The organism is Streptomyces virginiae (genome assembly GCF_041432505.1).
Taxonomy (GTDB): domain Bacteria; phylum Actinomycetota; class Actinomycetes; order Streptomycetales; family Streptomycetaceae; genus Streptomyces; species Streptomyces virginiae_A.
Genome location: NZ_CP107871.1, coordinates 8,921,670 through 8,933,679, shown reverse-complemented (window position 1 = coordinate 8,933,679; position 12,010 = coordinate 8,921,670). Strand labels below are relative to the sequence as shown.

The following is a 12,010-nucleotide window of genomic DNA, read 5'->3' as shown; positions in this document are numbered from 1 at the left end:
GAGTGACTGCGTCACTCCCAAGGGGGCTGCGTCGCTGCGCGACGCCGGGCGGAGTGTGGCCCGATGGGCCGTCACCTGCGGTGACGGCGGGGTGGTCCCGGTTGTTCGGGGACTGTGGGTCCGCGGTGGCCGGCTGGCAACGGAGGGGGGCTGCCGCGGGGTTCTTCGGCTTAATTGTAGCAGGTCAGAAGGGGTTTTGATGGGCTGTCAGGTTATCTGTAACGGTGTCTCAGGGGGGTGCGGCCCCTGCGGGGCCGAGGTCGTGCCGCTCGCGCTGCGCGCTCCCTCTCAGTAGCAGTATGCACACGGTCCCGCGGAGTGTCCACCCCGCCGGCCCCTCCCCCGGCACGCCACACAACGTAACAACAACCCCGGACCAGCATCAGCAAGTGGTCTACACCAGACAGATCGCCAACAAAAGGAAAAACACCGATTCCCGACCCACCAAACCGACCCAACGTCAAATACTAAAACCGAAACACCCCCTGACCGAATACCAAAAACACAACCCCACAACCCCCCGCCAAAAACAGCCGCCGTAACTGCATGCGGGCGTGGTCGTTGGCAGGCCATGAACAACATGAGGCGTGTACTGGCCGCTGTCGCTCTCGCTGGGGCAGCCCTGTCCTTCGGGGGAGCGGCCCAGGCCGACGATGGCAGCAACTGGGCCATCAATCAGGGTCAGTCAAGGAACGCTGGCAGCGGCGCGGGGGCGGCCGTCGCAGAAGAGGACACCACGATCGACAACAATACGGAGCACACGGTGAAGCAGCCTGGAGTCATGTCCGACGCGCTCGACAGTCTGGGCCTTCAGTAACCAAAAACGCACGATATCTGAACCGCCATCACAAGCAACGCCCACACATAGCTGCGCCCCCGGCCTATTTGACCGGGGCGCAGCTATAAATAGCGGGATGGGTCAGGCTCCGATACCGACAGAAGAGACATATGCATAGGCTGCATAGTCGGAATCGAGGTCGGTGATGACGTCGTCCCAGATTTCATCCACCAGCGCCTCATCCCGAGCGCCCCACGCACTCACCAGGTCGGTCCAGATGTACCGAACGGTGATGGAGCGGTCGCTCAGGGGGCGGCTGTACTTGGAGTCGACGTGGCTCTGGTCGACGGGGTAGATCTCCATGCGGCGGCCGCGGCCGTCGTTGTCGAGGTGCCGGACGAGCCAGCCGGAGCGGATCAGGTTCTCGCGCCGGCGCCACCAGTACGCCGCGTCGATCCGCTCTCTGGACGCCGGGGAGGGTGTGGCCTTGCCGCGCGTCCAGGAGCGCAGGGAGCGGGCCGTGACGCCCTGTTCAGCCAAGGCCTCGCGGCCGGCGGGGCTGTCGAGGTACCGGAGGCGGGCGGCCAGGCCTCGCCGGGAGGTGACGGGCGAGGTGATACCCGAGGAGTGGACGATCCGGTTGAGCTCCAGGATCAGGGCCTCACCGCCCTTCATCCCGCGGGCGTCGTGCTTACCCCAGTCACCCCAGCGAGCCCACAGATTCTCGGATCCTGCCATCAGCGCTTACCCCCCAACGTGTAGGTGCTCTTTTCCTTCACCTGATTCAGGTCCCTGCCCTCCGCGAACACCAACCGCCAATCGCCGATCACGTGCAACTCATCCGTGCCGGAGATCTCCACGACCTGCAATCCGGCCTTGTGAATTTTGTTGGCTTTCATCCACAGATTCGCGAACGCTTTCGCGCGCATGATGTGCATCCAGTCCGGGCGCCGCATATCCCGATTCGCGGTGGATTCACCCAGGGTGGAGACCAACTTAGAATACATTGATTTCACATAATTCACGGTCAGTTCATCGCCCTCGGCAAGAGCCGTCTTACGAACTTCCGCAAGGGCGCGTCGGAGCTTTTCCAACAGGACTTCTGTGCCGCCGGAAACGAGCGAGCGGTGAATTACCGGGGTGTCGGTGAGGCCTTCGCGGGCGCAGTCGAGGAGCAGTCGGAGGGTGGATTCGCTGACCCACAACTCCCCCGGCTCCATCCGGTTGCCCAGCGGGTTGGGCAGGTCGGTGTGCTCCCACTCGGCCGGAGTGAGCAGGTGGATCCCGGACTTCTTCCGGTCGTGGACGCCGCTGGTGTCCTCGCGGAGCTGTCCGATCGGCAACCAGCACTTGAAGGCCGACAGGTAGGCCGCGTTCATGTCGAGGGCGGTCACCTCGAACGTCTCGCCCTTCTTGGCCGCCTGGAAGATGTGGGGGTTGCGCCACTTCGGGCGGCCCTCCCAGATCTCGTCCGACCCCTTCTGGGAGCGCTTGCGCAGCACGTCGGCGGTCGGCGGGAACTCCGAGTGCTCGTACCGGCCCCCGACCCGCGAGGCCTTGAACAAGGCCATCACGTCCGGGATCGCGGACTTGATGAGCGCGGCCTGGGCGGCGGCCAGGTCCCCCGTGCACTCCTCCAGCACCTCGTGCACCCGGCCCGTGATCTCGTCGACGAGCGTCCCGGAGGCGTAGGCCCGGGGCCCCCGCACCACGGCCGGCCCCGTCCTGGCCGGCTCCGGCGCGGGCTCGACCTCGACCTCGGGTTCAGGCTCCGGAGTGACGGGCTCCACCGCGACGGGCTCCGCCGGCTTCGGGGCCGGCGGCTCGGCGGGGAGCTGCTGCGGGACGGGGGCCGGTGCGGGTGCTGCCGGGGCCGACGCCGGGCCCGGGGCCGGGGGTACGGCGGCGACGGCGGCCGCGCACTCCTCGGCACTCAGGTGCTGCGGGAACCCTTCCAGTTCGTCACCGGTCGGCTGCCCGCACAGCACACACAACCCCACCGGTGCTGCGGGGGCGGGCGCGGCGGCGGCCGGCTCGGCGGCGAACAGGGCGGCGGGGGCCGGCTGCGCGATGGCCGAGGGAGCCACGGCGTCCGCGGGGCGCAGGGCAGGGATCGAGCCGTGGAGTACACCGACCGCGTGCGTGGGACCGGCCAGCAGGTCCAGGAAATGCAGACCGAAGTGCTCGGCGAGCCGGTCAACGTCCTCCAGCGACCAGTGCTGGCGCCCCGCCTGTTTGCGTGAGACCTGCGCCTGCGACAGGCCGAGGCCGTCGGCGAGGTCGTTCTGGCGCTCACCGGTGCGCGTCATCAGCGCTGCAACCGTGAGCCTGAGGAGATCCTCAACACCCATCATGCACGCTACTTTAGCATGCTCAATACTGATTCCGCATACTCAATGCATGAATTGAGTATGCGTTTTGGCTGGGTAGGTGCCCCTGGTCCGGGCGTAGCGGGGTTCGTCGTGTCGGACGACGTCAGAACGTAAGTGGGAGACGACACGAGATGTCAGTGGTCGGCGACATGGGGTGTGTCAGTAGGCGGTGACGACTCGGAGAGCGTCCGGAGGCTGTGGAGCACGTTGTCCTGCAAGCGGTCGAGGATGTCGCCGTGGGTGACCATCTCGGTGGCGGCGAGGTCTTCGAGGGCCTGGCGCTGGGCGGCGTGGTGCGGGTCGATCCCGCCGTCGCCCCAGACGCGCAGGAGGGCCTCCGCCTCGGAGGACTTGGTCGGTCCGCGTACAGAGGCGTGCGGCTTCCTCCGCCCGGTGGCTTCTACCGGCCCGCCCCCGTTGAAGGACGTGTGAGTACCAAGCCAAACGCAGGAGCGGGCGCCGGGCTGGATCGCGAGGCGGGACCGGCCGGTCATGTTGGGCCACGGCCGCCGGCCCCGCCGACATCGGTGTTCCCCCCAGGGGGACAGGAGCGGTCGATCGTTCATCCGGCGACCGCGCCTGTCCCGGGCGTGCCCTCGTCGAGGACCGCTCTTCGACCTACACGGGAGGTACTGCGTCGAAGATCATCGCCACGACGCCGGTGTAGTCGCCCGGCTGGAAGGTCGTCCCCTTCGCGCTGATTTTGAGCGGGGCCCTGTAATTGACATCCGACTCGGCTTCCCCGACCACCATCTGGGGCGTGAGTGTCAGTTCACGGGTGCGGACGGCCCCGGCGCCGTCCTGCGCGGGGGCCGGTTCGACGCTGCCCTCGGGGGCTGCCGTGATCAGCTGGGGGAGGGCGAGGGCGATGTCCGCGGCAAGGTCGCCGGGCTCACGTCCGAGGGCTTCAGCGGTCCGGGTGAGCTCGTCCTGCCCGATGACCAGGGTGATCTGTTCGGCGGTCACCGGCTCGTTGGGCCCGGAGCCGACCCAGGACCGCAACTGCGGTTCCAGGCCGGCGTCCGCGAGGTCCTTCACAGAGATCGACAGGGTGGTCGGCGTCGGTGCGCCGTCGTTCACGGGATCGGTCATGAAGGAACCCTCCCACCATCCAACCGCCGGAAGATGGAAACCGACGGGTTCCCGGATTCCGGAAGCAGATTGGCCACGAACCCGGTGCCCGAGATCCGTTCTGACCGAGAGTCTGCAGTGGGTTCGTCACCATTCGCTGGGTAGTACGCGGGACATCCCTGCGGCGGGAGGCTGACCCTTAGGCCGATAATCATGGGCTTGAGGCAGCGGTCGATCTGTCTCTGGGGCCGAGGCGGGCGCACTCCGGGGTTTGACGGACGCCATGATCGGCTTCCGGCCAGTGAGTTGAAGTCAGTAGTTGTCCGATTACGGTGCGTCATGAAAGGCTCCGGCCTGGCAGGCAACGGGCCTGCTGGTGAGGAGCCAACGTGTCCGAGACCACGCCCAACTCAAAGGGCCCCGCCAAGGTTCAGTTCCTGGAGCAGGGGGCGAGCCTTGGTCTGACTCCCGCACCCGGGGCCACGACACCCGACGTGTCAGCCGCGCCTCTGGAGAAGAGGGTCGACGTTCGGTCGCCCTCCGCCGCGCTCGACTTCATCAGGACAACCGAGGGGCACCTCGATGAGCTGACCGGTGTCCTGCAGCGGATGCGGGTGCTGTCGATCCAGTCGGCGAACGGCACCTACAGCGAAGAGGACCGCTCGGCGATCCAGATCGAGGTCGACCAGCTGACCGACGAGATCGCCAGAGTCGCCGACCAGGCCGACTTCAACAAGATGAAATTGCTCAGCGACGCCTCGGCCGAGGCCAACGTACAGGCGGCCGACGAGCTGGGCATGATGCCCGCGAAGATCAACACACCGGCGTCACTCGCGAACGCCCAGGCATCGTGGACACTGCGCGTGCACGTGGGCGCGAATACCGACGAGGCATTGGCAGTGAACATCTTCGCTGCCGACATCCAGCATCTCTTCGCCGGCGAGGCGGCCACCCCCGCGGATCAGGGCGCAGCCACCCCGGCCGATCAGCAGGGCGGAGTCGCCGTGGCGGGCCCGGTGAATGTCATGACGGCGATCGACGCAAACTCGACCATCGCAAAGATCGACGTCGCGATCAAGACTGTCACGGCCCAGCGATCGAACCTCGGGGCGTTCTCCAACCGTCTGGAGTCGGCCATCCGAAGCAACGACTACGCAGTGGAAAACCTGACGGCGAGCGACACAGGCATCGAAGGGGCTTGATGGTCGAGAGCGCGAAGGCTGAGTCCTGAGCGGTCCCTGTTCGGTGATTTACTCCGAGGCACCGTTCAGTCTCCGGACCGAGCCGACCGTGGTCACGCGCTCCTGCGGTGAAGTCTGGTCCGGCGACGCCAGACCAGACCTGCTTCTCACCGCTGGTTGAATCCACCCGGCGTACCGCTTCACGCACGACGGCTCCTCGATGCCCGGCGGGGGGGCAAGTACGCGACCGCCGACCGCAGCGCATTTTCTCGCCAACTGGACTCCAGCGGCGTGCGTGGCGACACCGGGGCCGGAGACTCCCTCCCCCGCCCGGCCGTGTGGCCGGCTGGCTGCCCTTCCGGCTCAGGGCCGTCAGCCGACCACAGCCTCCTCGGTTCACTGCCGGAGGTGTGCGGACAGCGATCTACGGGGCAATGGGACCGATTCTCTTGTCGGGGTGTGCCGACAGGACCTATCGGGTGGCGGAGAGGTTGGACAGGCCGAAGAGGTCCATCAGCCGAACGGGGTCGGCGCTGAGACGAGCCTCGTCGACGATTCGGTCCACGCGCAGGCGGCCGGCCGGCAGGCCGACTCGCTGGAAGAGCAACTGAACCACGCCGGCGCTGATGGGCGGGCCGGAGTCGTCGACGGCGGTGTTGCGGGTGACGAAGAAGTGGGGATTGGAGCTGTCGGGCCAGCGCTGGTGGCGCTGGAGCTCCCACGCTGTGGCCAGGCCCAGGGTGAAGACGTCGAGGTAGATGACGTGGTCCATGCGTCCCGCCCGGCGCAGGCGCAGTCGGCCCTTGCTGCGGTCGAGGTCGGTTCGCCGGAGGTGGGCGAGCTGTCCGGGGAGAAGGGCGTAGATGGCGACGAGGGCGACCATGAGGCGGTCGCGCGGGTCATCGAGGCGGTCCAGGAGACCGGCAATGCGGTCGGAAGGCAGCGCGGTCGGCACGGATCGGCTGCTGGTGAGGGAGACACTGCGGGCCAGGTCTCGGAACACGAGGCGTTCGCGTTTGAGGGCCCTGAAGAAGGAGCGCAGTGCGGTGTGCAGGCGGCGGGCCTGGTCACTGCGGAGCGGGTCCAGGGCGTCCTCGATGTGCTTCCTGGTGATCTCACGGGGATCGGTGAGCCCGTCGGCGATCCACGCTTCGAGGGTGCCCTAGATGGCGATCACGTAGTTCTCGATGGTCTTGGGGCTGCGGGCCCGGCTGGAGGTGCGGCCCTGGCCGAGGAGTACGTACCGCGGTGGAGAACGCCGGGCGGGCGATGGCAGTGGCGTGGTGCCGGGCTCGGGCGATGCACGAGTCGGTGGGCGGTCGCGCAGCGAGCAGACCGCGTAGGCGGAGGTAGGGCCCGTCGGCGTGCGCGGTGATCAGGGTGAGGGCGTCGTGGCCCGTCACCCCGACGTCCTCGCGGGCCTGCTTCAGGCATCCGGCTACCTGGCCGAGCACGAGACCTTCGTCACCGTCTTCGAGAAGATCCTGGACGAGCAGAAGTGGGAGACCCGGGCGGTCATCCAGCTGACCATCGACGGGTACTCGGACACCGAGATCGCGGACAAGCTGAAGATCACCAACGCGGCGGTGCGCATGCGCAGGAGCCGCTTCCGTGGGGTCGTCTACCAGGCCGCCCGGGAGCGGCGTATCCGGATCCCTGAGCAGCTCCACACCAAGGCCAAGATCAACCGCGCCAAGCAGCAGGCAGGTGCCGCGTGAACACGCCCGCCCCGACGTGCAGGTGCGGGTACGTCTCGTACATCGTTCCGCCGCCCGTGGGGGCGGCCGGGGCCGGGAGCAGCCCGCCCACCCCGTCGGGGTCGACGGTCTCGGCGTGCGCGGCCCCGGACATGACGGCGAGCGTGGTGAGCACCGCCATGACCGGGATGGCCACCGTCCGGCCCCGCAGGCGCCGCATCACCTGACCTCCCGGGACAGCGCGGACAGCACCGCGTCCACGGGGGCCGTCAGGTCGGTGTCGGCGACGTCCTCGCTCTGGGCCACCCACCAACCGCCCGCTTCCTGCGTCATGCGCAGCGCCACGAAGGACGTGTGCGGCCGCTTGCCGGGCCAGGTGACGGCGTGGGAGGTCATCACGCCCCAGCCGGCCGGGTATCGGGACGTGGCCGGGACCTGCACGGCGGGTCGGTCGACGACGACGGGCCCGCCCGGTGATCCGGGCGGGGCGTTTGTCGTTAACGAGCAGGCCCGTTGCCGGGCCACGGGTCAGCGCCGGCAGACGGCGACCCCGACGCCGACCGCCGCAGCCAGAGCCCCGGCCACCGTCGCCACCGTCGCAATCGGCCCGGTGAGCGACGGGTGGGCGACGCACATGTAACCGGCCGTTGCGAGGACCACGGCGCCGACGATGACCAGGCACAGCGTCAGGAGCGGGTCCGTGGCCGGCTGCTGGGGCGGCCGCGGGGGCTGCTGCTGAGGGGTCTGGGGCTGCGGGTCGGTAGCGGTGGACATGGGGTTCCCTCCCGAAAGAGCGGCCCCGGACGATCCGCGGACATGGCGCTGCACACCTCTCCCGGGGGTTGCAGTCTGCGCACTCCGGTGAGGGGCAGACAGCACAGTGCGGAACGCGGGGGTTAGCCGCGCAACCCCACCAGTGCAGGGCCGAGGAGTTCGTTCGATGTCGTCGGGCCGGACGACCGGCAGAGCTCCGCGCAGACGTCCTCGCGCGCAGGACACTGTCCTGGTGAACACTCGACGCGTCTTGGGCACGGGCCCCCGCGCCTCCGCTGCCTCCGCCGGATCCCGCAGGGCCCGCCTTGCCGCCGAGGGCACCGCGCCGGCTCCCCCGGCAGAGTCCGCCCCCGAGCCCCAGTCCGTACCCGGCCGCCGCACACTCGGCGAAGGCCCCACACGCCACTGACCAGTTCGCACCTCACTGGCCCGTGCCAGCGTCTTCGTTGCAGGAGCATGCACGCCGCCCAGGAAGCATGGGCGCTCAGCCAGATTTGGCGCGTAGGACCGTTGTGCCCAAGCTGCACCTGGTGGACCATCGCGCGATGGCGATGTGGGAGACGATCCTTGCAACGGTTAGTGGCCTTGGCGGGGCGGGCCTCGGCGCCGGCGGCGCCCTCTTGGTGCAGCGGGCGAAACGACGTGACGATGCCGCAGCCGCAGCCGCAACCGCCCGGCGAGCGGAGGAAGAGCTCACACTGGAGATCATCGCCGCAGCACGCGCTGCGGCCAGGGCGTGGCTGATTGCTGCTGAGCGCGCGATCAGCGACCTGCAGCTGGGCCGGGCTGTCGACGCCGAGCGCTATGACGGGCAGCTGCAAGCGGAGCTGAGGGAGTTCACCTCGGGGCTGTATCGCATGGCGGGCCGCCGGCTTCCCGACACCCGGCTGACAGGCACCTGGACCCGCCCGGCTGGTCCCTTCGACTCCCGTCCGCTCGTGGACCAACTCTCAGATACCTCTCAGCGCATTCGTGAGGCTATCCATCACGGCACAGGGTCGCCGCTGCCGCAGACGGAACTCGAAGGAACCCTTACGGAGGCACGCTCCACCTTCTGGGCGATCAACGAATTCTTGATTCGGAACACCCAAGCCCTCACTGAACAGTTGTTCCCGCCCCCGATGGAACAGTTGCTTCCGCCCCCGATGATGGCCCCAGCCCCCGACTGGGCGGCGCACTCGGCGCCTGGCCAACCGCATGAATGACGGGGGGACCGGCACCCACATGAGGCAGTCAGACGCAAGTACCGACGCGCTTCCAGAACTCGACAACACAGTCCTGCGCCGCCACAGACCGTTCCCGGTTCTGACAAACAATCGCTGCTGCCTCTCGGCGACAAAGCCAGCCCCGTCATGGGTGACGCTCCCTCGCCCGTCGGCGTGTGGCCCTGTACAGCCCTGTGCTGGCCTGATGGGCGGTCAAGCGGCGTGGATATCTCGGGGGGTGGCGTTGATCGCCGTACGGGGCGCGCAGGGCTGCGTACGGGCAGTCACGGACATGGGCCCGCCCGGCACCTGAACGGGCACCGGGCAGGTCTTGAACGGGGCCTAGGAAGCCAGGGCGGCCTTCGCCGCCTCGTATAGGGCGTTCGGGTGCGAAAGCGACCACGGGGCCGGAGCGGCCGCCTGCTGCTCTTGGACGTCGGCGGTGACGTCCGGCACGGGGGCCTCAAGAACGGGTTCGTTCTCGAAGTGGCCGGGGGCGAACGGGTCCTCCTCGACCGGGAAGGCGTCGGCCTCGGGGTCGGCGGGGTCCTGGTCGTGGGCGGCGTGGAGGGGGGCAGGGACAACCGGCCGGGCCGCGGCGGCGTCCAGTGCGGCGAACTGCTCGGTGAGTTCGGCGCGGAGGCGGGCGGTCTCCTCAGCCTCGGCGGCCGCGGCGGCCTCCCGGGCTGCCCGGCGGGCGGCGGCCTCCTCGCGGCGCGTGTTCTCCTCCAGAGCCTCCCCGTGCGCCTGCTCCCGTTCCTCCGCCAACTGCCGGGCCCGGAGCTCCGCCGCGGCCGCAGCGCGAACCTGCTGCTCGGCGAGGAGCTGCGCCCCCTTCGCCTGGGCGATCCGCTCCGCGGCTCGGTACTGGCAGGTGTTGCACTCCTCGCCGGTGTTGAGGAACACCCCGGCCTCACAGTTCGGGTGGTCGCACTCGTGGGTGGTGAGCAGCGCGGCGAGGTAGCCGGCCGGTCGGGCGATCCGATCCCCGTCCTTGTAGCCAGCGCTTGAACGGAGAGGGCCCCCGGCCTGGTGCCACCCGATGCTCAGCCGGAGCGCGGCGTGCTCGGGGCGGCGCGGGTACATCGCGTACGGCCCCCGAGCGGGCGTCCGCGTAGTGCCCGAGGAACTCCCGTACCGCGCGGCGCAGGGTGGAGATGCGGGCGGCCGGGGAGGTCAGCACCCCGAGGTCGTCGAGCATCGCGTACACCTCGCCCTCACCGGCCACCGGCTTCAGCTCCGAGACCTGAAGAGGGCCCTTCGCTGCCCGCTTCTTCGGCTTCGCCGCCGCGGCGCCGGCCTCCTCCCCCTCCTCCGTTGCTGCCGACTCCGAGGAGTCCGCCCTCCGTGTCGGGATCCCACTGGGCGAAGCCCCATGGATCGGCTGCGGCGGCGTCCGCGCCTAAGCCCACATGAGGCCGCCTGCGCGCCTCCCACGGTTCCTGCTGCGGGAGGAGACAGGGCGTCACACGCGTCCGCACACACGCGACCTGAGGACCCTTACGCAGGGCCCGGACGCCCTTCAACCCACAGCGTCGGCTGGGCGGACCCCTGCGGGCCCGCCCAGCCGACGCTTCGGTTCAGACCCTCTCGGTCAGACGACAGACGTCCTCCCCGGACATCGCTTCGGCAGAGGCTTCGTCCTCTGTCCCAAGCCGGTCACTGATCCGCCGGCACACCTGTCCGAACTTCCGGCGCAGCCGCGCCACCTTGGGCGCCCAGTACTCCCGCACCAGCACACCCAGGTGCTTGACGACCGGCGGCACCACGACCACCAGGACGACTCCGACGGCCACGGCCGCCACGATCGGATACTCCGCGGCCAGCGACATGACCGCGTCGATGATGCTCTTCAACTTGATCTCCACATCGATGAACGGGCGCAGCGCCCGATCGGAGATCAGGCAGTCAGCACCCAGAAAGGGCTGGAGGCATCGAGCTGGAGACCGAGTTCCGGCCCACGGGGAACTTCGGGTGAAGCCATCCGGATCACACCGCACGGAGAGCACGCGAGCGGCGGCCCATGGTCGACGTACTCGTACGCAGCCGGGGACAACCACCGCTGGATGGCCAGCAGGAGGTCAGCCCGCCACACCGCGATCATGTCGGCAAGCGCGGCAAGGTCGCCGAACTCCGCTACGTGGAGGAGGGCGAGGGGCCTTGCTTCGCGTTCGCGCCAACCGAAGCTGCTCGTCGGCAGGACATCGTCGACGGTCTGTGCCAACAGCCCCGCCGACAGCACATACGCGCCGAAAATCTCGGGACCGCTGGCCCCCTTCGCGGGCCGCTCGTCCTCGTACTTGTACGTGTACCCGTACTCGTGTGGCCGCCGAAGTTCATCGACTCGCGCCTGCGAAACCTCACCGAAGGCCTCGCCCAAGAGCACGCCGAACGCGCCACGAGCGTCCTCGGCAGCCGCCGAACCACGCCGAAACGCCTCAAGAAGTGAGGTCAGGCGCGATTGGCCGGACCACATCACGCCCAAGCGCGTCGCTCGGCCCGGCCTCTGCACGAGGGTTTCGGTCAGGGTCTCGGCCCCCCGAAGCGTGTCCTGGTATGGGAGACCGTCGAGCATGGCAAGGGCGAGGCGGTACGTGGAGTCGGCCAATTCCTGACTCGGAGCAGGAGCAAGGATCGAGATCACGGGACTCGTGTCTCGGTCCCTCTGCTCCACCGTCGTCATACCGACAAGCGTACCGGCGCCGTGAGACGGTCCGTCGAGGTTTGCAGCCCGGTGGTACTGCTTCCGAAGAACCGGGCACCGGGCCTCACCCGCACACGCCATGTCGGCGCGAGGGCGCGGCCGCCCCCGGCCTGCGACGGCCTCGCGCCGGACGGCTCCACCCGAGAACAGGATCCCGTCGGCTCGGAACGGGCGGCCCCACCCAACCGCCTGAACCGCCGGCACCCTGCCGCTCCGGCACCCGACGTC

At 68.9% G+C, this 12,010-nt stretch carries 14 protein-coding genes; 3 read left to right on the top strand and 11 right to left on the bottom strand.

Going from position 1 to position 12,010, the window contains the following annotated elements:
* Window positions 1–919: 919 nt before the first annotated feature.
* From OG624_RS41250 to OG624_RS41235, 4 genes are all read right to left on the bottom strand, one after another.
* Window positions 920–1,516, bottom strand: coding sequence for a hypothetical protein (locus OG624_RS41250; RefSeq protein WP_331719565.1), 597 nt, complete (start codon window positions 1,514–1,516; stop codon window positions 920–922).
* Complete coding sequence (locus OG624_RS41245; RefSeq protein WP_331719566.1) at window positions 1,516–3,132, bottom strand: helix-turn-helix domain-containing protein; 1,617 nt, start codon at window positions 3,130–3,132, stop codon at window positions 1,516–1,518. Before OG624_RS41245 ends, OG624_RS41250 begins: the two co-directional genes overlap by 1 nt.
* A 152-nt stretch (window positions 3,133–3,284) precedes the next feature.
* Window positions 3,285–3,644, bottom strand: a complete 360-nt coding sequence (locus OG624_RS41240; RefSeq protein ID WP_331719567.1) for a hypothetical protein — start codon at window positions 3,642–3,644, stop codon at window positions 3,285–3,287.
* 124 nt (window positions 3,645–3,768) lie between these two features.
* A complete protein-coding gene (locus tag OG624_RS41235) occupies window positions 3,769–4,242 on the bottom strand; it encodes a YidB family protein (RefSeq protein WP_331719568.1) in 474 nt (157 codons plus the stop codon).
* A gap of 368 nt (window positions 4,243–4,610) precedes the next feature.
* Here OG624_RS41235 and OG624_RS41230 point away from each other — a divergent pair, with 368 nt between their 5' ends.
* Window positions 4,611–5,423: a flagellin N-terminal helical domain-containing protein gene (locus tag OG624_RS41230; RefSeq protein WP_331719569.1), complete on the top strand. Its 813-nt coding sequence runs from the start codon at window positions 4,611–4,613 to the stop codon at window positions 5,421–5,423.
* A gap of 451 nt (window positions 5,424–5,874) precedes the next feature.
* Here the strand turns inward: OG624_RS41230 and OG624_RS41225 are convergent, their stop codons facing one another.
* Entirely contained in the window at window positions 5,875–6,405 is a 531-nt protein-coding gene (locus OG624_RS41225; RefSeq protein WP_331719570.1) for a hypothetical protein, read from the bottom strand.
* Between the two features lie 388 nt (window positions 6,406–6,793).
* Here OG624_RS41225 and OG624_RS41220 point away from each other — a divergent pair, with 388 nt between their 5' ends.
* On the top strand, window positions 6,794–7,120 hold the full coding sequence (locus OG624_RS41220; protein ID WP_371638815.1) for a hypothetical protein: 327 nt from the start codon (window positions 6,794–6,796) through the stop codon (window positions 7,118–7,120).
* Here OG624_RS41220 and OG624_RS41215 read toward each other — a convergent pair.
* The 3 genes from OG624_RS41215 to OG624_RS41205 form a co-directional block, all read right to left on the bottom strand.
* Entirely contained in the window at window positions 7,086–7,319 is a 234-nt protein-coding gene (locus tag OG624_RS41215) for a hypothetical protein (RefSeq protein ID WP_331719572.1), read from the bottom strand. The genes OG624_RS41220 and OG624_RS41215 overlap by 35 nt on opposite strands.
* Window positions 7,319–7,495 carry a hypothetical protein gene (locus OG624_RS41210; RefSeq protein WP_331719573.1) on the bottom strand — a complete coding sequence of 59 codons (177 nt, stop codon included), beginning with the start codon at window positions 7,493–7,495 and terminating at the stop codon, window positions 7,319–7,321. The genes OG624_RS41215 and OG624_RS41210 overlap by 1 nt, the downstream gene beginning before the upstream one ends.
* Window positions 7,496–7,627: 132 nt before the next feature.
* Entirely contained in the window at window positions 7,628–7,873 is a 246-nt protein-coding gene (locus OG624_RS41205) for a hypothetical protein (protein WP_331719574.1), read from the bottom strand.
* A gap of 512 nt (window positions 7,874–8,385) precedes the next feature.
* On the opposite strand from OG624_RS41205, the gene OG624_RS41200 reads away from it, so the two are divergent.
* Entirely contained in the window at window positions 8,386–9,078 is a 693-nt protein-coding gene (locus OG624_RS41200; protein ID WP_331719575.1) for a hypothetical protein, read from the top strand.
* Window positions 9,079–9,420: 342 nt separating this feature from the next.
* Here the strand turns inward: OG624_RS41200 and OG624_RS41195 are convergent, their stop codons facing one another.
* The 3 genes from OG624_RS41195 to OG624_RS41185 form a co-directional block, all read right to left on the bottom strand.
* Window positions 9,421–10,164, bottom strand: a complete 744-nt coding sequence (locus OG624_RS41195; RefSeq protein WP_331719576.1) for a hypothetical protein — start codon at window positions 10,162–10,164, stop codon at window positions 9,421–9,423.
* A gap of 494 nt (window positions 10,165–10,658) precedes the next feature.
* Window positions 10,659–10,934, bottom strand: a complete 276-nt coding sequence (locus OG624_RS41190; protein WP_371638816.1) for a hypothetical protein — start codon at window positions 10,932–10,934, stop codon at window positions 10,659–10,661.
* 44 nt (window positions 10,935–10,978) lie between these two features.
* On the bottom strand, window positions 10,979–11,761 hold the full coding sequence (locus OG624_RS41185; protein ID WP_331719578.1) for a hypothetical protein: 783 nt from the start codon (window positions 11,759–11,761) through the stop codon (window positions 10,979–10,981).
* Window positions 11,762–12,010 lie beyond the last annotated feature (249 nt).